The 25771-nt window shown below is 44.4% G+C and carries 31 protein-coding genes, 2 pseudogenes and 2 other annotated features; of the genes and pseudogenes, 11 read left to right on the top strand and 22 right to left on the bottom strand.

Annotation, left to right across the window (positions count from 1 at the left end):
• The first annotated feature begins 68 nt into the window (after window positions 1-68).
• Window positions 69-1133, top strand: a complete 1065-nt coding sequence (rapD, locus tag BSU_36380; protein ID NP_391519.1) for a response regulator aspartate phosphatase — start codon at window positions 69-71, stop codon at window positions 1131-1133.
• Between the two features lie 22 nt (window positions 1134-1155).
• On the opposite strand, the gene flhP is transcribed toward rapD, so the two are convergent.
• From flhP to usd, 5 genes are all read right to left on the bottom strand, one after another.
• On the bottom strand, window positions 1156-1965 hold the full coding sequence (gene flhP, locus BSU_36390; protein NP_391520.2) for a flagellar hook-basal body accessory protein: 810 nt from the start codon (window positions 1963-1965) through the stop codon (window positions 1156-1158).
• 33 nt (window positions 1966-1998) lie between these two features.
• A complete protein-coding gene (flhO, locus tag BSU_36400; protein NP_391521.1) occupies window positions 1999-2811 on the bottom strand; it encodes a flagellar basal-body accessory rod protein in 813 nt (270 codons plus the stop codon).
• Window positions 2812-2973: 162 nt separating this feature from the next.
• The gene (gene mbl / locus BSU_36410) at window positions 2974-3975 is read right to left on the bottom strand and encodes an MreB-like morphogen (RefSeq protein NP_391522.2); all 1002 of its coding nucleotides are present in this window, start codon (window positions 3973-3975) and stop codon (window positions 2974-2976) included.
• Window positions 3976-4140: 165 nt separating this feature from the next.
• Window positions 4141-4422, bottom strand: a complete 282-nt coding sequence (gene spoIIID, locus BSU_36420) for a transcriptional regulator (stage III sporulation) (protein NP_391523.1) — start codon at window positions 4420-4422, stop codon at window positions 4141-4143.
• A 14-nt stretch (window positions 4423-4436) separates the two neighbouring features.
• Window positions 4437-4547: a putative factor required for translation of spoIIID gene (gene usd / locus BSU_36430; protein NP_391524.1), complete on the bottom strand. Its 111-nt coding sequence runs from the start codon at window positions 4545-4547 to the stop codon at window positions 4437-4439.
• 224 nt (window positions 4548-4771) lie between these two features.
• On the opposite strand from usd, the gene ywoH reads away from it, so the two are divergent.
• Together ywoH and ywoG are read left to right on the top strand one after the other, a co-directional pair.
• Window positions 4772-5185 carry a putative transcriptional regulator (MarR family) gene (gene ywoH / locus BSU_36440; protein ID NP_391525.1) on the top strand — a complete coding sequence of 138 codons (414 nt, stop codon included), beginning with the start codon at window positions 4772-4774 and terminating at the stop codon, window positions 5183-5185.
• Between the two features lie 21 nt (window positions 5186-5206).
• Entirely contained in the window at window positions 5207-6397 is a 1191-nt protein-coding gene (gene ywoG, locus BSU_36450; protein NP_391526.1) for a putative efflux transporter, read from the top strand.
• 90 nt (window positions 6398-6487) lie between these two features.
• On the opposite strand, the gene ywoF is transcribed toward ywoG, so the two are convergent.
• The 6 genes and pseudogenes from ywoF to ywoB all read right to left on the bottom strand — a co-directional run bounded on the left by ywoF (window position 6488) and on the right by ywoB (window position 12228).
• Complete coding sequence (gene ywoF / locus BSU_36460) at window positions 6488-7894, bottom strand: putative pectin lyase (protein NP_391527.1); 1407 nt, start codon at window positions 7892-7894, stop codon at window positions 6488-6490.
• Window positions 7895-7999: 105 nt separating this feature from the next.
• Window positions 8000-9472, bottom strand: a complete 1473-nt coding sequence (gene pucI / locus BSU_36470) for an allantoin permease (protein NP_391528.1) — start codon at window positions 9470-9472, stop codon at window positions 8000-8002.
• A gap of 180 nt (window positions 9473-9652) precedes the next feature.
• A complete protein-coding gene (ywoD, locus tag BSU_36480; RefSeq protein NP_391529.1) occupies window positions 9653-11011 on the bottom strand; it encodes a putative efflux transporter in 1359 nt (452 codons plus the stop codon).
• The gene (gene ywoC, locus BSU_36490) at window positions 11011-11580 is read right to left on the bottom strand and encodes a putative enzyme of isochorismatase family (protein ID NP_391530.2); all 570 of its coding nucleotides are present in this window, start codon (window positions 11578-11580) and stop codon (window positions 11011-11013) included. The genes ywoD and ywoC overlap by 1 nt, the downstream gene beginning before the upstream one ends.
• Before the next feature lie 106 nt (window positions 11581-11686).
• Window positions 11687-11854: a sequence feature (Evidence 5: Unknown function), on the bottom strand.
• Window positions 11687-11854, bottom strand: a pseudogene (locus tag BSU_36499). It overlaps the preceding feature by 168 nt.
• Complete coding sequence (gene ywoB, locus BSU_36500) at window positions 11764-12228, bottom strand: putative integral inner membrane protein (protein ID NP_391531.1); 465 nt, start codon at window positions 12226-12228, stop codon at window positions 11764-11766. The pseudogene BSU_36499 and the gene ywoB overlap by 91 nt, the downstream one beginning before the upstream one ends.
• Before the next feature lie 281 nt (window positions 12229-12509).
• Here ywoB and amtB point away from each other — a divergent pair, with 281 nt between their 5' ends.
• The 3 genes from amtB (at window position 12510) to bcrC (ending at window position 14848) form a co-directional block, all read left to right on the top strand.
• A complete protein-coding gene (gene amtB, locus BSU_36510; protein ID NP_391532.1) occupies window positions 12510-13724 on the top strand; it encodes an ammonium transporter in 1215 nt (404 codons plus the stop codon).
• Between the two features lie 11 nt (window positions 13725-13735).
• A complete protein-coding gene (glnK, locus tag BSU_36520) occupies window positions 13736-14086 on the top strand; it encodes a nitrogen-regulated PII-like regulator protein (RefSeq protein NP_391533.1) in 351 nt (116 codons plus the stop codon).
• 180 nt (window positions 14087-14266) lie between these two features.
• Window positions 14267-14848, top strand: coding sequence for an undecaprenyl pyrophosphate phosphatase (bacitracin resistance) (gene bcrC / locus BSU_36530; RefSeq protein ID NP_391534.1), 582 nt, complete (start codon window positions 14267-14269; stop codon window positions 14846-14848).
• 40 nt (window positions 14849-14888) lie between these two features.
• Here the strand turns inward: bcrC and ywnJ are convergent, their stop codons facing one another.
• Entirely contained in the window at window positions 14889-15311 is a 423-nt protein-coding gene (gene ywnJ / locus BSU_36540) for a putative integral inner membrane protein (RefSeq protein NP_391535.1), read from the bottom strand.
• 110 nt (window positions 15312-15421) lie between these two features.
• Window positions 15422-16273, bottom strand: coding sequence for a forespore protein required for alternative engulfment (gene spoIIQ / locus BSU_36550; protein ID NP_391536.1), 852 nt, complete (start codon window positions 16271-16273; stop codon window positions 15422-15424).
• Between the two features lie 140 nt (window positions 16274-16413).
• On the opposite strand from spoIIQ, the gene ywnH reads away from it, so the two are divergent.
• From ywnH to BSU_36575, 3 genes are all read left to right on the top strand, one after another.
• The gene (ywnH, locus tag BSU_36560; RefSeq protein NP_391537.1) at window positions 16414-16905 is read left to right on the top strand and encodes a putative aminoacid analogs (phosphinothricin) N-acetyltransferase; all 492 of its coding nucleotides are present in this window, start codon (window positions 16414-16416) and stop codon (window positions 16903-16905) included.
• Window positions 16902-17420 carry a putative integral inner membrane protein gene (ywnG, locus tag BSU_36570; protein ID NP_391538.1) on the top strand — a complete coding sequence of 173 codons (519 nt, stop codon included), beginning with the start codon at window positions 16902-16904 and terminating at the stop codon, window positions 17418-17420. Before ywnH ends, ywnG begins: the two co-directional genes overlap by 4 nt.
• Before the next feature lie 158 nt (window positions 17421-17578).
• Entirely contained in the window at window positions 17579-17710 is a 132-nt protein-coding gene (locus tag BSU_36575; protein ID YP_009514007.1) for a hypothetical protein, read from the top strand.
• Here BSU_36575 and ywnF read toward each other — a convergent pair.
• Window positions 17707-18141, bottom strand: coding sequence for a hypothetical protein (gene ywnF / locus BSU_36580; RefSeq protein NP_391539.1), 435 nt, complete (start codon window positions 18139-18141; stop codon window positions 17707-17709). The two genes, BSU_36575 and ywnF, sit on opposite strands and share 4 nt — an antisense overlap.
• 242 nt (window positions 18142-18383) lie before the next feature.
• Between ywnF and clsA the strand changes: the two genes are divergently transcribed.
• Window positions 18384-19832 carry a cardiolipin synthase (major) gene (gene clsA, locus BSU_36590; protein NP_391540.1) on the top strand — a complete coding sequence of 483 codons (1449 nt, stop codon included), beginning with the start codon at window positions 18384-18386 and terminating at the stop codon, window positions 19830-19832.
• 20 nt (window positions 19833-19852) lie between these two features.
• On the opposite strand, the gene mta is transcribed toward clsA, so the two are convergent.
• On the bottom strand, window positions 19853-20626 hold the full coding sequence (gene mta / locus BSU_36600; protein ID NP_391541.1) for a transcriptional regulator regulating efflux transporters synthesis (Fur-independent bacillibactin export): 774 nt from the start codon (window positions 20624-20626) through the stop codon (window positions 19853-19855).
• A 144-nt stretch (window positions 20627-20770) separates the two neighbouring features.
• On the opposite strand from mta, the gene ywnC reads away from it, so the two are divergent.
• Entirely contained in the window at window positions 20771-21154 is a 384-nt protein-coding gene (gene ywnC / locus BSU_36610) for a putative integral inner membrane protein (protein NP_391542.1), read from the top strand.
• 34 nt (window positions 21155-21188) lie between these two features.
• On the opposite strand, the gene ywnB is transcribed toward ywnC, so the two are convergent.
• From ywnB to ywzF, 7 genes and pseudogenes are all read right to left on the bottom strand, one after another.
• Complete coding sequence (ywnB, locus tag BSU_36620; RefSeq protein NP_391543.1) at window positions 21189-21830, bottom strand: putative oxidoreductase; 642 nt, start codon at window positions 21828-21830, stop codon at window positions 21189-21191.
• A 67-nt stretch (window positions 21831-21897) separates the two neighbouring features.
• Window positions 21898-22299 carry a putative transcriptional regulator gene (ywnA, locus tag BSU_36630; protein NP_391544.1) on the bottom strand — a complete coding sequence of 134 codons (402 nt, stop codon included), beginning with the start codon at window positions 22297-22299 and terminating at the stop codon, window positions 21898-21900.
• 134 nt (window positions 22300-22433) lie between these two features.
• Window positions 22434-24143 (bottom strand): urease (alpha subunit), encoded by a 1710-nt coding sequence (gene ureC, locus BSU_36640; protein ID NP_391545.1) that lies wholly within the window; start codon window positions 24141-24143, stop codon window positions 22434-22436.
• Window positions 24140-24514 (bottom strand): urease (beta subunit), encoded by a 375-nt coding sequence (gene ureB, locus BSU_36650; RefSeq protein NP_391546.1) that lies wholly within the window; start codon window positions 24512-24514, stop codon window positions 24140-24142. Before ureB ends, ureC begins: the two co-directional genes overlap by 4 nt.
• A complete protein-coding gene (ureA, locus tag BSU_36660) occupies window positions 24511-24828 on the bottom strand; it encodes an urease (gamma subunit) (RefSeq protein ID NP_391547.1) in 318 nt (105 codons plus the stop codon). Before ureA ends, ureB begins: the two co-directional genes overlap by 4 nt.
• A gap of 180 nt (window positions 24829-25008) precedes the next feature.
• On the bottom strand, window positions 25009-25173 hold the full coding sequence (gene ywzE / locus BSU_36668) for a conserved protein of unknown function (putative phage interference protein) (protein YP_009514008.1): 165 nt from the start codon (window positions 25171-25173) through the stop codon (window positions 25009-25011).
• Window positions 25174-25345: 172 nt separating this feature from the next.
• Window positions 25346-25528 (bottom strand) — a sequence feature (Evidence 4: Unknown function but conserved in other organisms).
• Window positions 25346-25528 (bottom strand): annotated as a pseudogene (ywzF, locus tag BSU_36669). It overlaps the preceding feature by 183 nt.
• Window positions 25529-25771: the final 243 nt, after the last annotated feature.

Here is a 25771-nt window from a genome sequence, read left to right on the forward strand (position 1 = left end):
TCAATGAGAGCCGTCAAAAGTTATGATATGATAATTATAGATTTTACCAATAGCAAAGAGGTAGGAAAATGATTTCGAAGTTTATTGAAAAAAGAATGCTAAACATGTTAGACGAGTGGTATTCCGCAATGAGCAAACGCAAAATGAATCACGTTTGCACACTGAAAGAGAAAATTGATCAGCACCTTCCAAAGATCAAAAAGAACACAAAACTTTGGATGCGTTATCAATTGTTTCAGGCCCGCCATCAGCTGCTTTTTGAAAACCAGAACGGACTCGATTCATTGTTCGATGGCCTATATGGCCTGGAAGACAAAATGGATGATGAATTGAAATATTATCTGTATTTTTTCTCTGGGTTATATGAGATGGTAAAAACAGCTCCGAAACATGCAGTACATCATTTTAAAAAAGCTGAACAGTACCTGGCCGCCATTCACAATACGTTTGAAGCCGCTGATTTATATTATCAAACCGCCGGCGCCTATTACTTGATGAAATCACCGCCGCTTTCCGTCCAATACGTCAAAAAAGCATTACACATCTATTTGCACCAATTCGGCTATATCAAAAAGGTAATCACCTGTAAACTTTTGCTCGCCGTGAATTATATTGATCAAGAACGCTATGAAAAAGCTGAACAGCTTTTCAAAGAAATCATTAAGAAAACCCAGCAACTACATGACGAAAACCTGCTATGCCACGCTTATTATAACCTTGGCTTTTTAAAAGCGACCGAGAAAAAAGACCAGGAAGCGCTTCTTTACTTTAGAAAAGTATTAAAGAATCAAGAATTTGAAATGAATTCACCAGTCTCATATCTTCATTGTGTGTACGAGTCTGTCAGAGCGCTTTTTAAAACAGGGAACATCACAGAAGCTAAAGCCGTCCTTCAAAAAGGAAAAGAATTATCTGAAAAGGTAGACATTCAAACCATTTATTTAAAATTAAAAACGCTTGAAGCCCTCTACACATCAGCCGAAGACCCTTATGAGCAGCTGCTCGAATATGTGCTTGAATTAGAAAAAATCGAGGCGTGGGTGGATTTAGAAGTGCTGTTAGAAGATATTACGGAATACTACAAAAAAAAGGACGATTTCGAAAAAGCCGCTTTTTTTATCATGCGCGGCTGATTGAAAAACGCCCATTTTCTTATTATCTGACTGAATTGATTAAACCGAGCATTTGATCTCCCATTGTGATCGTTCTGCTGTTCAGCTGATATGAACGCTGGGACGTGATCAAATCTGTCATTTGTTCTGAAATATCGACATTGGACATCTCAAGTGAGCCCTGCTGCATGCCGATGTTTTGTCTATTAGCGCCGTTCAGCTCTTCAAAAGCTGCCGCATTATCAATAGAGAAAAGGTTATTCCCTTCGGATTTCAGCTCTTGAGGGTTATTCACTTGGACAACGCCAAGATTAAACCGCTGAACCGCGTTTCCGTCAGATGCGGTTAAGGTGCCGTTCTTATTAATGGTGATATTCTTCATTGAGCTGTCGATGTTCACTGTATTGCCGTTCTCATCAAGTACGGGATACCCATTTCCAGTGACGAGCTGCAGCTGGTTGGCATTCGCAGCGGACGGCGTTACATACAGCGCCCCGTCCCTCGTATACTGGCGGTTTCCATTTACATTTACCTGAAGATACTGGTATGGAGACGTAAATGCGATATCCAGATCGCGATCGGTCTTCTGAATGCTTCCTTGATCAGAGACTAGGCGTGAACTCATCATCGCTCCGACGCCAAGGCGCAAGCCGGGCGGCGTTTTTCGGGCTTTTGCCACTTCCTCGTTTTTTTCATCAACCTGATCGAATTGCTGTCTGACAAGCTCAGAAAAATTCGTATCTTTTGCCTTATAGCCGGTTGTGTTGCTGTTTGAAAGGTTGCTGCTGATTGTGTCAATCTGCTGCTGCAGCTGGTTTAAGGTTGTTGATGCCGTTAGCATTGACCTGAGCATAGTTGATGTCCCCCGTTTTTTTCTTCCGTTTTCTTAAATTTTTCCAATTTCATTTGCTGCTTTATCCATACTTTTATCGTAAGCCTGAATAACCTTCTGATTCGCCTCAAACGATCTGTACGCTTCAGTCATTTCTGTATAGGCGCTTGTCACATCCACGTTTGAAAGCTCTGAGACGCCTTGTTTTAATGAATAGGCTACCTGATTATTTCCGGCTGCGCTTGGCAGATCATTACCGTCCGCCGTGCTGTACAAATCATTTCCGTCCCGTTTGAGATTGCGGACATCTTCCGCCATTCTGACATCAATCTGGCCGGCTGTGCGTCCGTTCGTTGTCACAGTACCGTTTTCAGACACAGTGAAATTCTCATTATCAACAGTGATTGGCTGGCGATCCGTCGATAAAATAGGGCGTCCGTTGATCGTCAGCTGATTGTTCTCATTTAGTGAAAATGTGCTGCTTTTTGAATAACGGATTCCATCCGCTGTTTGAACCGGATAAAAAAGAGCAGCTTTTTCATTGGTTTCCGCACTCATCGGAACTTGATTTTCGATCAATGCAATGTCTGTAGGCTGGTCTGTGGACTTCAGGCTTCCCTGTGTAAAGAGAGGCTTGAGCTCCTGCATATATACTCCGGTATTCACGGAACCGATTTCCGTCCTTGATGTCCCGGCCGGAGATTTTGATTCTATTCTGCTGAGCAGCATCTCAGGGAACGCGCGCATAGAGCCTTGATCAGCTTTATATCCTGATGTATTTGCGTTAGCAATATTATTTGAAAGCATTTCCGTTCTTCGCTGCTGGGCAATCATTGCGGATGTTGCTGTATATAATCCTTTTAACAAATTTCCCACCTCTAAAAATGGCATTTTTTCCAGTTGTCATATAGGAACGTTCGTTCTATAATAAAAACTCAGTATTTTATCCTATTATCGTCATTTAACATCTTTTCGTGAAGGCTTTTTCATAAAAAAACCTCATTCTTTTTCAGAATGAGGTTTGTGAAATCAGCTTAGTTTGCGTTTAGGAAGCTTGTCCATATTATCAAGCATGACACCTGTGCCGATGGCTACGCAATCCATAGGATTTTCAGCAACGAGGACCGGTACCTTCAGCTCTTCAGCAAGCAGCTGGTCAAGGCCGTTTAAGAGCGCGCCTCCGCCGGTAATAATAACGCCGCGGTCAATAATATCAGCAGAAAGTTCAGGCGGTGTTCTTTCGAGCACTTGTTTTGCAGCCTGAACAATAACAGCGACAGATTCACGAAGGGCTTCTTCAACTTCTTTACTGTTTACTGTAATTGTTCTTGGAAGACCGGAAACCATGTCCCGTCCGCGAATGGAAATTTCCTCGTGACGTGCGTCTGGGAAAACAGTTGCGACTTTAATCTTAATATCCTCCGCAGTACGTTCGCCGATCAGCAGCTTGTACTCGCGTTTGATATAATTTAAGATTTCCATGTCAAACTTGTCCCCAGCCATTTTAATAGAAGAGGAGGTGACAATATCGCCCATTGAAATAACCGCGATATCCGTCGTCCCGCCTCCGATGTCTACAACCATGTTACCGCTTGGCTGGAATATTTCCATACCCGCGCCGATAGCGGCAACTTTAGGTTCTTCTTCAAGGTACACATGTTTCCCGCCGCTTTTTTCTGCAGCTTCTTTAATTGCTTTTTGCTCAACGGATGTAATATTCGTCGGGCAGCAAATGAGCATGCGCGGCTTTGAGAACAGGCCTTTTACATTCAGCTTGTTAATAAAATGTTTCAGCATTGCTTCTGTTACTTCAAAGTCAGCAATAACTCCGTCTTTCAGCGGGCGAATCGCAACAATATTCCCAGGTGTACGTCCAACCATTCGTCTTGCCTCTTCGCCAACCGCCAGCACTTTGCCGCTGTTTTTATCAAGTGCAACAACGGAAGGTTCATTCAGAACAATTCCTTTACCTTTAACATGGATCAGTACATTTGCAGTACCGAGGTCAATACCAATATCCCTTGCAAACATCTATTTATATCCTCCTTGAAAATCTGTTTCACAGTAAATATCCACATTGTGCCCTAATTATATATATTATCATAAAATATAGAAAAAAAGTTGGAAGCACAATAAGTTCTTTACAAATTTTTGCGGATGTTTTATGAACGATTTCAAGAAGGCAATGCCAGGTGATTACGATTGCTGAACAGGCTCTCCTTCGAGAATTTCATCTTTTTTATATTTGAGCTTTGTCGCTTCTCCTCCTCTTAAATGCCTGATGGATTTATGATAATCGAGTATTTCTTTCACTTCGTTTGCCAAGTCGGGGTTAATTTCAGGCAGACGCTCTGTTAAATCCTTGTGTACTGTACTTTTGGAAACACCAAATTCCTTCGCAATGACACGAACGGTTTTCTTTGTCTCCACGATGTACTTCCCTATCTTGATTGTTCGCTCTTTGATGTAATCGTGCACACCACTCGACCTCCCTAAAATGGATGTGAGAAGTGTGAAATGAGATCCGTATTCTGTAAAGAGTCGTTCATTATGCCGCTTCTTCGTTGTATGGTTTTAAAAGTAAGTTTGTGAAATATGCCCACGATCCCTCACCTCAAACACTCTCTTTGTTAGGTTTGTAACAGTGTATTAGCATTCTTTTGGGAATATGCTAAAAACTCAATAAGGACAAGGGGTGAAACGAACTTTTTCAGATTCAGCAAACTATTTCGCGTCACTAAATTTTCATCTTTACAACTATTGATCGCTCCTGTAAAATGAAATAAGCAATTAGTTACTTAGGTAAGTTTTTTAGAAGGAGACCGACATGTCCTACGTCAACAGACACCTCATTCATCAAATCAACCAAAGCGCCCGCCTGATTGCCAAGAAAGCCAATGAACAGCTAGAGCCATTCGGCCTTTATTCATCTCAATGGTCAGTTTTATATTGTTTGCGTACGATCGGACCAATGACTCAAAAAGAGATTTGGTCCTATTTAAATGTGGAAGCGCCGACTGTGACTCGGACGATCAAACGCCTGGAGGAGAACGGCTGGGTTCAGAGACGGCAAGGTGAAGACAAACGGGAAAAACTTGTTGTCCTCACAAAAGAAGCCGAGAAAAAATACGAAGAAATCAATGTGAAAATGTTGAAATTCGAGGAAGAGCTGCTTGCAGATTTCCGGGATGAAGATAAAGAAGCTTTTTCTCATTTATTCCGCATGTTTTTACAACAATGAAAATAAGGAAGTGACATACATTTGAAAAAAGCGGATGCGATATGGACCAAGGATTTTATTATGGTCCTGCTTGTCAATTTATTTGTGTTTGTGTTCTTTTATACATTTTTAACTGTATTGCCGATCTATACACTGCAAGAGCTTGGCGGCACAGAATCACAAGGCGGGCTTTTAATCAGCCTGTTCCTTCTGTCTGCGATCATTACACGGCCTTTCTCCGGAGCCATCGTTGAGCGTTTCGGGAAGAAAAGAATGGCGATTGTATCAATGGCGCTCTTCGCCCTATCATCTTTTCTGTATATGCCGATTCATAACTTTTCCCTGCTGCTCGGATTGCGGTTCTTCCAAGGGATTTGGTTCAGCATTTTAACGACTGTTACAGGTGCAATTGCCGCTGATATTATTCCAGCCAAACGGCGCGGTGAAGGGCTTGGATACTTTGCCATGTCTATGAACCTCGCTATGGCGATCGGGCCTTTCCTTGGCCTGAATTTGATGAGAGTGGTAAGCTTTCCTGTATTCTTTACAGCCTTTGCGCTGTTTATGGTTGCGGGCTTACTTGTTTCGTTCTTGATAAAAGTGCCGCAAAGTAAGGACAGCGGCACGACTGTATTCCGTTTTGCGTTCTCGGATATGTTTGAAAAGGGCGCACTCAAAATTGCGACGGTCGGTTTGTTTATTTCTTTCTGTTATTCAACAGTCACATCATATCTGTCTGTATTCGCCAAATCAGTTGACCTTTCGGATATCAGCGGATATTTCTTTGTTTGTTTTGCGGTGACAATGATGATTGCACGCCCGTTCACAGGGAAATTGTTCGACAAAGTCGGACCGGGCATTGTCATTTATCCATCAATCCTGATTTTCTCTGTCGGACTCTGCATGCTGTCCTTCACACATAGCGGCTTAATGCTTCTGCTTTCAGGGGCGGTTATCGGTCTTGGCTACGGATCAATCGTTCCTTGCATGCAAACATTGGCGATTCAGAAATCTCCGGCTCACCGCTCCGGTTTTGCGACGGCAACGTTCTTTACCTTCTTTGACAGCGGAATTGCTGTAGGATCGTATGTATTCGGATTGTTTGTAGCATCTGCCGGCTTCTCTGCCATTTATTTAACAGCGGGGCTGTTCGTTTTAATTGCTCTGCTTCTCTACACGTGGAGCCAGAAAAAACCTGCAGAGGCTGAAGGAAAAGTGTCTATTGCAGAATAACTTGTCAGACTGCCGGGAAATCCCGGCAGTCTTTTTTCCATTAAAACACGGCGCCCTCTCGGTTGAACGAGAGAACGCCGCTTATAGCAATTATTCAATGACAGGCCGCGCAGGTGAATCAGGATCTAACGAAAAATCATAGGACGCTTCATCACGAAACATCGGATCGGCATATATGGATTGTTGATCGTTTTTTGTTGCTTTTCGATACGAAGAAAATGAATCATATTCTTTCTTTTTCCACATCCATATGCCGTCTTGATCCGCTTCCTTGTGGTACACGTTATGATTGACCGTATTACCTTCGTTTTCTGTAAAGTCGTTTCCGATAAATAATCTGGAATCACCGGCCGTCAATATATTCTTTTCAATTGTGTTGTTTTTCGTATCGTACTGCAGCAGCAGCTGTCCGCCGTACAGTCCCTTTGTGTCATTCCGGTACATAATATTGCGGGCAATCAGAGAATTGCTGGTGCCGCCCCGCTTTTTGTCATATCCTCCGATTGAAATACCGGTGTACGCATTGTTGTACACTTTGTTGTCTGTGATCTGAATGGCATTTGCATACTTTCCTTTGTGTTCAGACGTTGCTTCAATCCCAATATCGTTATCGTAAACTGTGTTGTTCTTAATTTCGATATCGTGTCCTCCATCGACATAAATCCCGCCCGCTGAGTATTCATCTCCATAAGCAGGATTGCCGTAAGTCGAGTTTTGATAAACTGTATTGTTTTCTACGACTCCGTTTCGCACGTAATCGTTTTTATCCGCGGTTCCCTCATAACCAATTAGATCAATCCCGATGTTATTATTGTTGCGGACCACATTGCCTGCAACTGTGAAGCCGTCGATATTACCGTTCAGCACAACTGCTTCACTCGCTCCAAGCGTCAGTTTCTCAACTGTATTGTCCTCGATTCGGATGTCTTTCATGCTGCCAGTCCCATAAACTGCGATTCCGTGAGCATTTCCTTCATCCGCTGTTGTCTTAATCCCCCGGATGTGATTATCCTTAATGGCGATATGACTGCTGGACCCTGATACATAAATCCCTATAGCAGTTGCTTCCTCAGATGAAACAGAAAGATCTTGAATTGTTAAACCGCTGATGGCAATGTCATGTTTATCGTGAATACGAATAAGCGGTGTTTCATATTCAGCGTTCGCAACGGATTCACCGCTAATCACGACGTTTTCATTTTCATAGTTTCGGAATGTGATAGGCTTTCCGTCCGTACCGCTGTGCTTTACATCAAGGGTCTCATGATACGTGCCCTCCCGAATCATGACAGTTGTGCCGGCAGCAGCCTTCTCAGATGCGTGTGCCAATGTACGAAACGGCTTTTCTTTTGTTCCTTCATTTTGATCACTGCCATTTGGCGAAACATACAGATAATCCCCAGATCCTTCCTCATTCGCTTTTGTCTTATCATAAACGAAAGCGAGGATGACAGACGTTAAAACACCCGCCAAAAGAATAAAATACCATTTTCTCATTTTCGATTCCCATTTCGTTTTAGAATAGATTTCTAAAACCATTATAAATGTTCTATTTATGGAAAACCATTTCAAAAATATGAAAATATACCGTCTAAATAGATCTTATTCAGCCTGGCGGACCTGCGCATGTTCAACTGTTTCAATTGCCAATGATGCAGGCGGGTGAACACGCATCAGAACAATGTAGAAAAGAAAGGAAATCAGCACACCTACAAACCAAGAAATATCGTATAAGCTCTTCAATACAGGAACATACATGCCAATCAGCGAAATCAGCGCTCCTAACATTGTGGCTGCAAACGCACGGTAATTGTAGCCCTTCCAATACACATACCGTCCTGTTTCGGAATACAGGTCATCTACCGAGAGCTCACGTTTGCGAATGATAAAATAGTCGGCCATCATCACGCCTGCCACCGGTCCAAGCATGCCGCCTATTAAGCCAAGAAACGCATACACGCTTGTCGCGCTCTCCATCAGCTTCCACGGAACCGTAAATAAAGCGAGCAACGCTGTGATAAAGCTGCCACGTTTGAAATTGATATATTTCGGCAGGGCATTCGCTATATCATAAGCGGGTGATACGATATTCGCCGCGACATTTACAGAGATCGTGGCGATGCAGAGTGTGATCACGGACAAGACGATGACATAAGGGTTATCAAACCGCGCCAAAATATCGACAACATCCCAAATCGGCTCTCCGAACGCGACCTGCGAGCCGGAGGTCACCGTAATACTTGCGAATGCGAACAGCGCAAACGTTCCCGGCAAACCGTAAAATTGTCCTTTGATTTGCTCTTTTTGTGTTTCAGCAAACCGTGTAAAATCAGGTATATTTAAGATCAATGTCGCCCAGATGCCGATGATGCCAGTAACTCCGGCAGCAAACGGCCAGAATGTTTCTGAAAACGTATGAAACTTTCCTGGTTGAGAGTATATCGGGCCCAATCCTCCAGCAATATCAACGGCCCACCATACCATGCCGCCAAATACCAGATACACTAAAGGCCCTGCCCACACCTCAAAACGTTTAATCGACTCCATGCCGTGATGCAATACGAGTAAATGAATGGCCCAAAAGAATACAAAGGAAAGCAAACCGGACAAGTGAATGCCGAGAATGTTCCACTCGCCGCCAATTTCTCCCCAACCTGGCCACATATTCAAAAGCAAAATGTTCAGTGCCGTGCTACCCGCAAAGGTCTGGATGCCAAGCCACATGATAGCTGTAAACGCCCTTAGAAGCGCGGGGATATTCGCGCCGTATATCCCGTAAGAAGCCCGAATGATCACTGGAAACGGCAGCCCGTATTTTGTCCCCGCATGGCCGTTTAAGGCAAGAGCGCCAAATAGGATAAGTGATGCCGTAATAATGATCGCCAGCACCTGCCAAGGCGAAAGGCCGATCGCAATTAATCCTCCCACGGTCGCGTAGGTCGGTATGTTATGTATACATCCCATCCAAATGGAGGCAAAGTTCATTGCTTTCCACGTCCGTTTTTCCTGTCCCAAAGGCACCAGATCTTCATTGCTCAGCCTGTTGGATTGCTGCTGACTCTCTTTTAATTTCATAGCCGGCTCCCCTTTCCATATTGTCTATATGTCGTCACACGTTATGTTTTTTGACATTAGATGTCACTTAATATAACTGAAGAGTCAGACAATAACACTGGCTATGATATACAATTTTCCCGTTTGTATTTGAACAGCTTAAACAAGAAAAAGAGACAGACCTCAGAGCCCGTCTCTTTCTTAAGATGCAGTTTTCATTAATGCAGCAAATCTCACAGCCATTAACAGGCTTGCTCCGCCCGCTATAATCATAATGATTCCCATCATATCAAAATGGGCTGCCGTGATTTCTTTACCAAAAAGAATGCCAAGGATCACCGAAGACAAAATCGATCCTAGGTAACGGCAGGTTTGAAACAGGCCTGAAGTCGTTCCTACCATGTTGGAAGGACTCGTTTCCAGCATCGCTGCCTGAAGCGCGACATTGCCCAGTCCGTAGCCTATACCCAAGAGCGACAGAATGAGGCCTTTACCGATGGTCTGGACATTGATAAAAAAGATGGTTAAGAGCACGGCTCCAGCCGTCATCAAAAGCGCTCCCGCAAAGATCGGCTTGACGACACCAGATCGGTCGATCCATTTGCCGGTTAGAGGTGACACAACGATGCTCATTCCAGACATAAACAGCATAAACAGGCCGCTCGTTTGAACAGAAAGATGCATTTCATCCTGAAAGTAACTTGGCAAACCAAAAAATAAACAATAGAAGAAAACATTCAATAAAATAAACTGAACATACACGGCTGACAGGTTTCGCTGTGTTTTAAACAGACGGACATCAATAAACGGCTTATCCGTTTTCAGCTCGCGCCAGACAAACGCACAGAGCAGAAGCAAGCCAAGCACACCTTCAACCGCATGCGGCGACGTGCTGAACGACAGCAAAAAGGATAGAAGGAAAATGATTCCCCCGGCAAATAAAACAATTCCAAGAATATCGAGCTGCCGAATAATGGTTTTGATTCCTGCCCCTTTTTTCTGATCTTTCGGGAACATATACAGGCCCAATAAGAAGCTGAGGATAATAAACGGCAAATTAACGATAAAGATCGCCGGCCAGCCTCCCCATACAATCAAAAACCCGCCGGCTGTCGGCCCCAGCGCCGTCATGGCGGACGCAAAAATAGAGAGTACAGCCAAGGCTGAAGCTTGGCGCTCATGAATATGATTCCGAATCAAGCCGACACCTGACGGATAAATCGCACTGCTCCCCACCGATTGAAACAGCCGCATGACCAATAATGTCATAAACGTCGGCGCAAACGGCGCCCCGATGGCAGAAACCGCAACAAGAATAAGCCCGAATAAAAACAAGCGTTTCCGCCCAATCAAATCACCGAGCTTTCCCGTTACGGGCTGCGCTACGGCACTCGCCAAGTAAAACGAGGAAATCAGCCAGGAAACCGTTGTAAACGAGAGGTGAAACTCATGCTGGATGCTATGGAGCGCAAGAGAGATCATAGACGAGTTCAGCGGATTCAGCATTGTTCCCGAAGCCACAGCTGTTAAAAAAACAGCTCGGCTTTTTTTCGATAACATCATTTCACTTGTTCCAGAAACTCTTCCGTTGTCCGCGATTTACCGATTCTCGGGAAAATAAAGCGCAGTGTGGCTTCATGCTCTTCATCGCTAAATGTGGACATGGCATCTGTAATAAAAATCTGCTGATAGCCAAGCTGAAATGCCTCCCGTGCTGTGCTTTCCACCCCGATATTCGTTGCGATGCCGCACAATACAATCGTATCAATGCCGCGACGTCTCAGCTGCAAGTCTAAATCTGTGCCAAAAAAAGCACCCCATTGCCGTTTTGTCACAGTATAATCGCCATCCTGCACACCGATTTCCGGAACAAATTCGGCCCAGTCCGCCGGCATTTCCCCTGAACCTCCCTGCGCAGGCTCATCCGTTTGCGGCTTCAGGGCGTCCGCTCCATCATGAAAGGCTACATTTACAAAGCTGATGAACCCGTTATGTTTCCGAAATTCATCTACGAGCTTTTTCGCGTTCGGGACAACCTGGCCGCTTTGATCAATCGGCACAATTCCCTTTTGTAAATCAATGATAACCAATGCTGTTTTTTGAAAATCAATGTTGAGTGTATTCATCATACGTCTCCTCCTGATACTGTTAGTGTTTCTCACATTGCATATTTTACTCTTCACACTGCCTAAGTTCTTTTATGATGCTTGTGAAATTCTCAGAAGGAGCGTTTTCTCATGATTTTTCTTTTATGTAGTAGTAACAGGTTGTGCATACGAACAAACCGGCAAGCACTGTAATCATAAAGGGCGTCATCGCTTCATCACCTGCCTGCTGTCTATCGGTTCCTGCCTGAAAATGCCCATGAATTTGCGGCGGTCCATCCAAAGCAGGATAAGACACATAACCATTAATATCGTGCTAAGATCCTGCACGCCAATATCAAAACAATAGTTAATCAAGACGATGTTCACAATAATGGGCATAAAAATAACCGCCCCTAATGCAGCCGTTCGCGGAATCAGTAATAAAACAGCTGCCAGGATTTCACCAAAACCTATAAACAGTTCATAGACATGAGAATAACCGAAAAATGTCCACGCGATCGTAAACCCCTTCCCGGCAGCCGCCTCGATTTCAGGCGTCACCTCGCCAAACTGGCCAATTACCACTTTCGCCAGACCGTACACGAAAAAATTAAAGGCTAAAAACAATCGGAACGTCGCGGGAATCGACTTGCGTACCGCTTTCCTCAGCCTGCCGCCTTTATTCATCATACATCCCCCTCAGTGTATTATTTGATGTAGTACACTTAATACAGTATAGAGTATTCTAATTAATGTCAATTCCCTTTTCAGCTCATATGAATAGTTTCTTTTATAGATACAAAGTCTTATATCGCAAAAAATGCCATTCTCCTTCCTTTCCATCCCTCGATAACATTTCTCAAAAACCATGTCAGGAAATCTTACATGAAAATGTTTTATCATTCTTTTTTCTCTATAATGAAGAAATATAATAATTGCTTTTTATTCTGAAAGATACGGAGGAATGAGACATGCAAATGGGCGATACAGTTTTTATGTTCTTTTGCGCTTTACTCGTGTGGCTGATGACCCCGGGATTAGCGTTATTTTATGGAGGAATGGTAAAGAGCAAAAATGTGCTGAGCACTGCCATGCACAGTTTCTCTTCCATTGCCATCGTTTCCATCGTTTGGGTGCTGTTCGGATATACACTTGCCTTCGCACCAGGCAATTCAATCATCGGCGGGCTGGAGTGGGCAGGCCTCAAAGGGGTCGGATTTGATCCGGGAGATTACAGCGATACCATCCCCCACTCGTTATTTATGATGTTCCAAATGACGTTCGCCGTTCTGACTACAGCGATTATTTCCGGGGCTTTCGCAGAGCGGATGCGATTCGGCGCTTTTCTTTTATTCTCGGTTTTATGGGCCTCTTTGGTTTACACACCCGTAGCGCACTGGGTATGGGGCGGCGGCTGGATCGGCCAGCTTGGAGCGCTCGATTTCGCTGGCGGCAATGTTGTTCATATTTCCTCCGGGGTGGCAGGACTTGTTCTTGCCATTGTGCTCGGCAAACGGAAAGACGGTACAGCGTCTTCTCCGCATAACCTCATTTACACCTTCTTAGGAGGAGCTTTGATTTGGTTCGGCTGGTTCGGCTTTAACGTCGGCAGCGCATTGACCTTAGATGGTGTGGCCATGTACGCGTTCATCAACACAAACACCGCGGCTGCAGCCGGGATCGCCGGCTGGATCTTAGTAGAATGGATCATTAACAAAAAACCGACAATGCTCGGAGCGGTATCTGGGGCAATCGCCGGGCTTGTCGCCATTACGCCGGCTGCCGGATTTGTCACACCGTTCGCTTCCATTATTATCGGCATCATCGGCGGAGCTGTTTGTTTCTGGGGAGTATTCTCGCTTAAAAAGAAATTCGGATACGACGACGCGCTTGACGCCTTTGGCCTGCACGGGATCGGCGGCACATGGGGCGGAATCGCAACAGGATTATTCGCAACAACCTCTGTTAACTCAGCGGGCGCAGATGGGTTATTTTACGGTGATGCAAGCTTAATCTGGAAACAAATCGTCGCCATCGCCGCCACTTATGTTTTTGTATTTATTGTCACTTTCGTTATTATTAAAATTGTAAGCCTCTTCCTTCCCCTTCGCGCAACTGAAGAAGAAGAGTCACTTGGGCTTGACTTAACGATGCACGGGGAAAAAGCATATCAAGATTCTATGTGAGGAGTGACGCTATGAGCGGTCAAATGTTCAAGGTAGAAATTGTAACGCGTCCGGCAAATTTTGAAAAGCTGAAGCAGGAACTCGGAAAAATCGGAGTGACCTCTCTGACTTTCTCCAATGTACACGGCTGCGGCCTTCAAAAAGCACATACGGAGCTCTATCGAGGGGTAAAAATAGAAAGCAATGTATACGAGCGTTTAAAAATAGAAATTGTGGTCAGCAAGGTTCCTGTTGATCAAGTGACAGAGACCGCTAAAAGGGTGCTGAAAACGGGATCACCAGGTGACGGTAAAATATTTGTCTATGAAATCAGCAATACGATCAACATCCGCACAGGCGAAGAAGGACCTGAAGCACTTTAATATCGGTACGAGATTCGGACACTCCGGATCTCTTTTTTTGTGCACAGAATCCCCCCAGAAACCGCGATTCCTCTTCGAATTCTCTTCAAGCGCCGTTATTTCAGACAATCTCTATTTTTATTTGAAACTTTTCATGAGTAAGATTAGTCTACTAAATATAAAAATGTAAAAGGTGATTATTTGAACTACGAAATTTTTAAAGCAATCCATGGACTATCTCATCACAATTCAGTTCTCGATTCCATTATGGTCTTCATCACGGAATATGCCATTGTCGCCTATGCCCTTATCCTATTGGCAATCTGGCTGTTTGGGAACACACAAAGCAGAAAACATGTGCTATACGCAGGCATCACAGGAATTGCAGGCCTTGTGATCAACTATTTGATTACGCTTGTTTATTTCGAACCGCGCCCGTTCGTTGCGCATACAGTGCATACACTGATTCCGCATGCTGCGGATGCTTCATTTCCAAGTGACCATACGACAGGTGCATTAGCGATTTCTATTGCGATGCTTTTCAGAAACCGCAAAATCGGCTGGCCGCTTGTCATTTTTGGGCTTTTGACAGGCTTTTCGAGAATTTGGGTGGGACATCACTATCCGGTAGATGTATTGGGCAGCCTCGTTGTCGCCATCATTATCGGGTTCCTTTTCTTTAGATTTTCAGATCTGCTTCGCCCGTTCGTCGATTTGGTCGTGAGGATCTACGAAGCCATTATCAATAAACTGACGAAAAAACCAACCGATCAAAATTTCTAAGAAAGACAAAAGCCGGCGTCTGAAATCAAGACAGCCGGCTTTAATATTTCTCATACATCTCTTGTTTTCTTCGCTTCGCCAACACATATAAACCATAAAACAACCCAATTCCAACAGCATCGATGAGCACATCCCGGATACAACCATTCCTGCTGAAGAAGAGCTGAAGAACTTCTGTGAAAAAAGCAAACGCAAATGAGCCGGCTGCAGCTGATCTTATGCTGCCCCGCTGTTTCCACAGCAAATATGTCAGCACAAAGAAGGAAAACGCGTGTCCGATTTTTTGAATAAACGCTTCAGGTACAGTAAGCTCAGTAAAATCCATAACTAAAAATTGAGACAGATCAGGGTGCGGCTGAAAATGAAAAGCCACCGTTTGCGATACGACCATGCCGCTGAAGCTTTCCGTACAGACAGAAAGCAGGATAAAAAAGATCCAGCCTGCGAGCAATAGGCGGTTCATGACATAACCTCCTTTATAACGTACGTGCCTACATGTAACTACATAGACGGTAAAACAAAGCAAAAAGTAACAGAAAAAAACGCCCATCACAAGGATAGACGTTTTCTTCATTAAGACTGTTCAGTGTCTTCTGTTGTGCTGCTTTCTTTAGAACCAGATTTGTCAGTTGAATCATCCTTTTTCTCACCGGATTTTTCTTCTGTTCCTTTTTCAGTTGATCCGTCCTTTTTCTCGGAAGATTGCTGAATGGATTCTTCTGTTTCTTGGGTGGCAGCTTTTTCAATAGAAGAAACTGGTTTGTCCATAAAGTTTAACGGATTCATTGCAACCCCATCTTTACGGATTTCAAAGTGCACGTGGTTTCCGCTGTCTTCACTGTAAAGGTTCTTGCCAGATTTTCCGATCACTTGATTTTGTTTTACTTTGTCACCTTGCTCTACGCTTACTTCGGAAAGAGATTGATACACAGTCGATAAACCGTCGGCATGTTCTACTTCCACAACATATCCCAGCACTGGATCTTTTTCAGCTTTAACAACCGTACCGCTCAGAGAAGCAGAGACATCGAAATCTTTTCCGTCTTTCTCAGCTAAGTCAATTCCTTTGCTTAGGCTGTACGTGTTATTATAGGTAACGAGTGCTGCTTCTTTCTCTTCTTTTGCGGCATCGGTTTCATAGAACTTTTTCACAACAGAAACGTTTTCAGAATCAACAACCGGCATTGCGACATTTTCCATTGACTTTCCTACTTCAACTGCATCGTCGTTGTTGTCATATGCGGAGTTTCCGCCGTTATCAGCCAACTGATCCTTTACCTCATCATTTGATACTGATTGATACCAAAGGACAGCTGTTAAAATGACGGCCGCACTGACTAAGTAAATTGCAGGGAACACCCAGCGTTTACGAAAAAACTGCTGAAGTTTTTTGACTTGAGAAGTTTTCTTTTCTTCCTCTCTCATTGTTTCATCACCTCAGCAACATTCTGAACACTTTTCTGAAAATATATACAACCTATCCAAAAAAACTTTTTTAGATGTAGTTTGCACAGACTGAACGAAAATATGTATTTTTTTGAGAGGAGTGCCAAAAACGTATGAACATGACATTGCGTCTTGCTGAACATAGAGACTTGGAGGCTGTTGTGGCGATTTATAATTCAACGATTGCTTCTCGAATGGTAACAGCCGATACCGAACCGGTAACTCCTGAAGACCGGATGGAATGGTTTTCGGGACATACAGAGTCACGTCCGCTCTATGTGGCCGAGGATGAAAACGGAAACGTCGCTGCCTGGATCAGCTTTGAAACATTTTATGGAAGGCCAGCCTATAATAAAACAGCGGAAGTCAGCATATACATTGACGAAGCATGCCGCGGCAAAGGTGTTGGATCATATTTGCTTCAAGAAGCGCTCCGCATTGCCCCGAATCTTGGCATCCGCTCACTTATGGCCTTCATTTTCGGGCATAATAAACCAAGCCTGAAGCTGTTTGAAAAGCACGGGTTTGCAGAATGGGGACTATTCCCCGGCATCGCCGAAATGGACGGGAAAAGATACGATTTAAAAATTTTAGGGAGAGAGCTTTCATGATTAGTCTGGATAAAGATGAAAACGAAATTGAACATCATAATGAAGAAAATAGCCTTGTTGAACAGGAGACTGCACCTGTTGGACAGGAGAGCCGCCAGCTGAGCGCCTCCGCTGTCAAGTCGCTATCCGACATTGCCAAGTGGGGCAAAATTTCTGGCATCTTGTTAATCATTATGGGATCGCTTGTCACTCTGTCTGTTTTGATGACAGTGATTGGCGCCATCCCGGGCGTACTGCTCATTATTTCAGGCGTATTTTTGATGCGCTCAGCAAAAGCAGCCGCGGAAGCCGAAGGAAATCTAACCGGCAGCGCTGGCGAAAGCATGCTTGAAAATTACGGGACATTTATAAAAATGCAGCTGTTTTATGCAGCATCCAGTATCGTTACTGTCCTGATCGGGATCATTGTAGCCATTTTCGTGCTGGTGGTAATCGGCATTGCTGCTTTTGAGAACACGCCTTCGTATGATGATCCGGATTCTTATTATTATGAGGATGATCCGGTGTTTGAATAATGATGAGACAGGACAGGGCATGAGTTCCATATAAACGGAACCATGCCTATTTTATTTGACTATTCAAAGCAGGCCGGCGTAAACACCAAATCCTGAAGCAAGCATACAATAGACATCTCTAGTAGAGGAAATCAACAAAGCAACGCTGTTACCCAGAAATGAATATCAAAAAAACGGATGAAGTCGGAATCAATCCGAAACCGCACTTTTTATTTCGGGTGTCTGCATGCAAAAAAACACACCCGGATCGTCTGGAAAATCTCAACAATCCGGGTGCAGATCTTCTTTAATACATTTTTTTGCGTCTGTCTTCCTCAGTCAAAAATTCAACAAAACTCCGCATCGCAAAAGGCTCTTCCTTTATTTGTCGTGCGTAGGAGCTTTTCCGCTCTTCTGAAAGGATTTCGCTCTTTTTGATCCTGTTCAGCATATAGATGTGAACCGTTTTTTGGATTTGTTTATGCTGATAGCCTGCCTCTTTAAAAAATGCGAGCCCGAGCGCCGCCAAAAGGGCGAATATGCCTGCGCTGATCAGGGACTCCCTGTCAGCTGAAGCATGAAATAGAAAAGCAGCTAAATTAAAGAGAGAGAATGCAGCAAGCGGAATAGCAAGAAAACGGTAAATGACGGTTTTTTTCATGAAAGGCTGTACGGCCTTTTGAATTTTTTGCATTTCTGTTTTGATGAACCCCGGCATTTGTTCGACTCTGTAAAAGTTCATATAATCCTCCCCCTTTATTTGATGTTTCAAGCTTCACGAACGTTATCATATGTGTTTATTTTAACGCAGGTGCAAGCTGGTTTTAAAGAAATCTGCCCGTATTTTTCACGAAGAATCTGGATCGCCGCTCTTTATTCTTTTAAAATGTGAGTGTTATAATTTGTAATGGGAATCAGATCACTGTTATTCATGGAATACTAATGGCAATCTTCTTGATAAATATGAATGAGCGGGGTTACAAAGTGAGTATTTCTTCCATCCTTTTATCACTTTTTTTCATTTTAAATATTCTTTTGGCCATCATTGTCATCTTCAAAGAACGGCGCGATGCCAGTGCATCTTGGGCGTGGCTGCTTGTTCTTTTCTTTATTCCCGTTTTAGGCTTTATTTTATACTTATTATTCGGCCATAATCTCAGACGCAAGCATTTGTTTCAATGGGAAGACCGGAAAAAGATTGGAATTGAAAGGCTGCTGAAGCATCAGCTTGAAGATTTAGAAACCAAGCAATTTCAGTTTAACAACCGGGCAACCTTTGATAACAAAGATTTAATTTATATGCTGATTATGAATAACCATGCTGTGTTTACAGAGGATAATTCAGTTGACGTCATTACAGATGGACGGGATAAATTTCAGCGGCTGCTGAGTGACATTTCAAAGGCTAAGGATCATATCCATTTACAGTATTATATTTATAAAGGCGATGAATTAGGCAAAAAATTGCGGGACGCTCTCATCCAAAAGGCGAAAGAAGGTGTTCAGGTCAGAGTGCTTTATGATGAACTCGGGTCCAGAACGCTGAGAAAAAAGTTTTTTAAAGAGCTTCGCGAGGCTGGCGGGCATGTGGAGGTCTTTTTCCCGTCAAAGCTCAGGCCGATTAACCTGCGGCTGAATTACCGGAACCATCGAAAGCTTGTGATCATAGACGGTATGACCGGTTATGTCGGAGGCTTTAACGTCGGAGATGAGTATCTAGGGCTTAATCCGAAATTCGGTTATTGGCGGGATACGCATATCCGGCTGCAAGGAACGGCCGTGCACGCCATCCAAACACGATTCATCCTTGACTGGAACCAAGCTTCTCATCACCATACGCTGACATATATTCCAAATCACTTTCCTGATTACGGCCCAAAAGGCAACGTCGGGATGCAGATTGTCACAAGCGGCCCTGATTCGGAATGGGAACAAATTAAAAATGGCTACATCAAAATGATTTCGAACGCCAAGCGTTCCATTTTGATACAAACACCTTATTTTATCCCAGATGCAAGCCTGCTGGATGCTTTAAGGATCGCTTGCCTTTCGGGCATTGACGTTAACATTATGATTCCGAACAAGCCCGATCACGCCTTTGTATACTGGGCGACACTTTCGTATATCGGCGATCTGCTGAAAGCCGGAGCCACTGTCTATATTTACGATAACGGCTTTATTCACGCGAAAACCATCGTGGTGGATGACGAAATCGCTTCAGTCGGCACAGCGAACATTGATGTCCGAAGCTTCAGGCTGAATTTTGAGGTTAATGCATTTATTTACGATATCACCATTGCTAAAAAACTGGTTTCAACTTTTAAAGAAGATTTGCTAGTATCCAGAAAATTCACCTATGAGGAGTATCTGCAGCGCCCGTTGTGGATTCGAATAAAAGAATCCGTCTCGCGGCTGTTGTCGCCGATCTTATAAGATGCGTAAACCCCCGGCCTTTACGGCCGGGGGTTTTCCTGATGGTCACAGTAAATGATGATTGCCTCCCGCAAAAAAGCGGCAAGACCTTCTCCATATTGATTGATTGAATCGGTAAATCGCTCGTCAGTGATATACACTTCCCCGAGTCCTCTGAAAATGTCGAGTGTGCAATCGTAATGATATTGGCAAATATGATCGCGAAATGCCCCCACAGCGGCCTGAATCTCTGCATCATCGGGCCCATGCTTCATTCGCGCCGCAATTCGTCTGTAAATCGAATCAAATTCAGCCATGATCGTGCGCCAATCATCTGCCGAGTATGCAGATGTCCTTTTCTCTGTTTCTTCTGCGATTTCCTTTCCATACAGCTTTCTGACTTCATCAGCGTATGTCTGCTGGTGCTCTTCAATGTCTTTCATGCTTAATCCGGCAAATAAATCCCTCTTATTCATCGTTTCCCCTCCATCAACGGACAAAAGCGTCCTGTCAATTGTTTGAATCATCTCATCCATTCTTTGTTTTTTCTTCATCAATATCTCCTTTTGCGACTGAAGTGCCGCTTTCCGGTCAAAATTCGGATGATCCAGCATCTCTTTAATCTCATCCAGACGAAACCCGATTTCCTTGAAAAATAAAATCTGTTGCAGTCTTTCCAGGTCTGCGTCACTGTACAAACGATACCCAGCATCAGTAAGCGCTGAAGGATTCAGAAGCTCAATATTGTCATAGTGATGAAGCGTCCGAATGCTAACGCCTGATATCTCCGCCACTTGTTTAACTTGATATTTCATACATAACACCTCCTCTTTTTTATCGTAAACAATCACGCAACGTTAGGGTCAATCCCCAAAATGTTATTTTCTATATACAAAACTTCTCACAAATAGTGTATAAAAGAAAAGTGAGTATTTTTTTGTAAAGGGGAGCCAGTATACATGAATCCTGAAACAATGAACAAAACCCTCATCAGCATTTCGAAATGGGGAAAAGCTACAGGCATTTTATTTATTATTATGGGCGCAATTACCGCGCTTTCAGGCGCGTTCTTTTTTCTAATCGGTGCCGTGCCAGGCGTACTGCAAATTATTTCCGGTATCTTTTTGATGAGGTCAGCTAGGGAAGCAGGCCAAATGGCTGAACACAATAGCGGACAGTCTGAAGACTTAATGCTGGAGAATTACGCGAAATTCGTAAAGATGCAAGGGATTTATTTGATCGTAAGCATTGCTGTATCCATTCTTGCGATTATCGCCTTCTTCATCTTTTTAATGCTTGGGATTGCTGACGGCCTTTTCAGCGATACGTACAGCACTTATTAATGAGAAAAACCCGGAGCTGGCTCCGGGTTTTTTATTATTCCGCTTCGCTTACCACTGTGAAGCGTTCATTTTTGTGTTCGGGATGTTCAAGCTCGTCCAACACGGCAATGGCATAATCTGCATAGCTGATATAGCTGTCTCCTTTTGCATTTACGATGACATTGTCTTTTCCTTTTTGGTAAGAGCCAGTCCGTTTTCCTGCTGGATCAAAAAATGCCGCAGGACTGAGGAACGTCCAGGAAATGGAGTCTGTCTGCTGCAAATCTTTCAGGTTCTCGCCTTGATTTGATGCAGTTGGCAAATATTCTTTCGGAAATTCCGGCGTATCCATTAAACGGGTTGTTTTGGCTTCATCAACAAACAGGCTTCCCGCTCCGCCAACAACAAGCAATCTTGTGTGCTTCGCGTCCTTTAAAATGCTGATGAGTGCTCTTCCTGCTTCAACATGAAGATGTTCTTGGCCGGGTGCTGCTCCAAAAGCGTTTACGACCGCGTCGAAAGGCTTGATGTCTTCCGCAGTCAGTTCAAACACATCTTTTTCCAAAATCGCTACGTCTTGCTCCTGCACTTTTGAAGCGTTTCTGACGATGGCTGTCACTTCATGGCCTCTTTTTTTCGCTTCTTTCAAAATCTCGTTTCCCGCTTTCCCGCTTGCGCCTATAATACCAATTTTCATTTTTCATTTCCTCCTTATTTGTAACAATTTTAGTTACATGTTAGCGGTGAGAAGTCATCCCTTTTGATTAAAAGAGATGATTCATAACATCTTTTAATGACTTGCTTGCCAGTTCATTTTCCATCGCTCTTTGCACACTTTCAAACGTTTCATCCAGAGCGTTCTGAATTTTTTTCCCTACCGGACATTTCGGATTCGGGTTTTCATGAACCGCAAAGAGTTCTTCTTGCTTTTGGACAGCCCGGTACACTTCTAAAAGAGAAATATCAGCAGGATCTTTTTTGAGGCTTGCACCCGGCACCCCGGCGCGTGATGTGAGAATATCAGCTTTTTTCAGCAGGCTGATCATTCTTCGCACAACTACCGGATTCGTGTTGACACTGTCTGCAATGATTTCTGAAGATGTTTTTTCATCCATCGAGATGAGGGATAAAATATGAATGGCAACAGCAAGACGGCTGTTAATCATGTTTTTTCACCACCGTTGTAACTATAATAGTTACATTTGATTCGTTTGTCAACATCTAATATACACTAAATACATGGGTTTTGTGCACCGTTTTTAGTCAATAGAACGGCCGGATGCACTCCGGCCGCGTCTTATCAAAATAAGAAATATCTTTGTCCAAGTGGGACATAATCGACAGGCTGGCAAGACAATTCCTCCCCGTCAGCAAAGACCTGATAGGTTTTTGGATCAATCTCAATCTTCGGCAAAGCCGAATTCAGCTTCATATCCAGCTTGCTCAGCTTTCTGATATTTTTGACTGGAGAAATCCTTTTTTCCAGCCCTAAGCTTTCCGCCACACCACGCTCTATGCTTGCCTGAGACATAAATGTAATCGAGGTTGAGCGGTTGGCTTTTCCGTAAGACGCATACATTTGGCGCATGAAAACCGGTTCAGGAGTCGGGATGGACGCGTTCGGATCTCCCATTTGCGCACGTGCAATCATGCCGCCCTTTAAGACCAGTTCCGGTTTCACGCCGAAAAATACCGGGTCCCACAGAACGAGATCAGCAAGCTTCCCTTTTTCCACCGAGCCGACCTCATGGCTGAGCCCGTGCGTAATTGCCGGATTAATCGTGTATTTGGCAATGTACCGTTTTGCGCGCACATTGTCATTCCCGTTTTCACCGGCAAGAGCGCCGCGCTGTTTTTTCATTTTATCGGCTACCTGCCATGTTCGGATGATCACTTCACCGACCCGCCCCATCGCTTGGGAATCCGATGATGTCATGCTGATCGCACCTATATCATGGAGAATATCCTCCGCGGCAATCGTCGCCGCCCTGATTCTGGAATGGCTGAATGCCACATCTTCAGGCACTTTCGCATCTAAATGGTGGCAGACCATCATCATGTCAAGATGCTCATCCATCGTATTAACGGTATAAGGAATGGTTGGCGTTGTAGATGACGGCAGAATGTTCGCGTAAGAGGCGAGCTTCATAATATCCGGAGCGTGACCGCCGCCTGCCCCTTCAATGTGATAAGTATGAATAACCCGGTCCCCGATCGCGTCGAGCGTGTTTTCCAAAAAGCCCGCTTCGTTAATCGTATCGGTATGGATGGCAACTTGAATATCAGCCTCGTCCACGACTTCCATACACGTTTTAATGGCGCTTGGCGTCGTTCCCCAGTCTTCATGGAGCTTAAGACCGATGGCGCCTGCTTCCACCTGCTCGATCAGCGGCGCTTTATCGGATGCATTCCCTTTTCCTAAGAAGCCGACATTGATCGGAAACTCCTCGGCCGCTTCCAGCATCCTCGCCATATACCACGCCCCGGACGTACATGTTGTCGCTTTGCTTCCTGTAGCGGGTCCTGTTCCGCCTCCCAAAAGGGTCGTCACACCTGAAGAAAGCGCAACTTCCATCTGCTGAGGACAAATAAAATGAATGTGCGTGTCCACTCCCCCGGCTGTTAAAATTTTGCCTTCACCGGAAATCACCTCTGTCCCCGCTCCGATGACCATGTGCGGATCGACTCCATCCATGATATCAGGATTTCCGCTTTTTCCGACACCGACAATCCGGCCGTCTTTCACACCGACATCCGCTTTGACAATGCCTGTGTAATCCAATAGCACGACGTTGGTGATAACCAAATCCAAAGCGCCGTCCTTCCCTGTGATTCTGCCGTTTTGGCCCATGCCGTCTCGGATAGTTTTTCCGCCGCCAAAGATCATTTCTTCACCGTATACTGTGAAATCCTTTTCGACTTCGATCCATAAATCCGTGTCGCCCAATCTGATTTTATCGCCCGTTGTCGGGCCAAACAGTTCCGCATATTCCTCCCGTGACATTTTCATCGGATTACACCCTCCATCCAGCCGGCTTGTTTTAAGTTGGCCAACGTTTTTTCTTTGCCGCGTTCATCGATAAACGTGTCGGCCATTCCGTTCAGCCCTCTAATTGTCTTGCGTCCTCTGATTTCCACTAGTGAGACCGTTTTCTGCTCTCCCGGCTCAAAACGGACCGACGTGCCTGATGGAACATCAAGACGCATGCCGATCGCCAGCTCACGGTCAAATAATAAAGCCCCGTTGGCCTCCGCAAAATGAAAATGCGAACCGACTTGAATGGAGCGTGATCCGGTGTTTTTTACCGTTACCTCCCGTATCTCACGGCCTTCATTAATCGTAATGGTTCCCTCAGCAATTTGAAATGCTCCCGGCTTCATGACTTCACCTCCGCAGAAATTGGCTGATGTACCGTAACAAGCTTTACACCATCCGGAAATGTGGCCTCCACCTGAATGCTGTCCAGCATCTCAGGCACACCCTCCATCACATCTTTTTCCGTTAATACATGGCGGCCGGCTTCCATCAGCTCTGCTACTCCCTTCCCATCACGTGCGCCTTCCATAATAAAGCAGGTGATATAAGCAGCAGCCTCAGGATAGTTCAGCAGAACGCCCCGCGCCTTTCGCTGTTTGGCTAATTCCCCCGCTGCAAAAATGAGCAATTTCTCTTGTTCAACTGGTGTCAGTTTCATCTGTAGTCCTCCTTCTTTTGTCATATAAAGCAGATGCGGCTACTACGAATTTGCGGAACAGTCAGGCGGGACATCACCTCCCTTTCTTCGAGAATGGGGGTCATACGGTAAGATGCCTTTCAAAGCGGCATGCCGTTTCTTCATCAGCCTTGCCATGGTCAACAACCGTTCCCCTGTCGATCACGGAAAGATCAGATTAACGCGTTTTCCAGACTGCGCTCGACTAAGATAACAAATGTCTTTTTTTCTGGAAATTTCTATAATAACTTGTCTGACTAGTTCGACAATTAAAATCTGAATTCCTTCCAATTGTTTATTAAGTAAAATATTTTTCAGATTTACCATCAGCGCTCTGGTGATTGCAAGCTGCTGCTGTTGACCGCCTTTTCGTTTTGAACAAACGTTTGATTAAAACAAATAGCCCCCTCTGTTTAGCCGGAGTCGGCCTAATACAGCGACAATCTGCCCCGGGCGAAGCTAAGGCTGTGCAAAACCATCGATTGATCATAACCAGACGTTACATTCCTGATGGCAGCCCGTTGTTTTGCTCCGCAACCGGAAGCATGGCATGGAGGCCAGTCTGAGGCGCCGACCTCCACGATACCGAGAACCCGACTATTGCCATTAACTCCGCATCATGGACGGTCACTTCGCTGATCGCCACCGTTCCTCTTAATGAGTGAAGAATTCCGGCCTTCACTGAATCCCCGCTTGTGTCGATATCAACTGTTTTCTCGCACTCCCGTGGCTTCCGACACTTTCTTCGGTGCAGTACATTCCGTCATCAAAACCCCTTTGTTTGATTTCTTCAAATGATGTTATAAAAGTTTACAACTTATGTCATCATTATATAGAAGAGGCCTATTAATTCAAAGAATATTTAAAAAATTTAGTTACCTTGACCAAATCAGCTTCTTTTTTTGTTATATTTATTCACATCAGA

The organism is Bacillus subtilis subsp. subtilis str. 168, from assembly GCF_000009045.1.
GTDB classification, from domain to species: domain Bacteria; phylum Bacillota; class Bacilli; order Bacillales; family Bacillaceae; genus Bacillus; species Bacillus subtilis.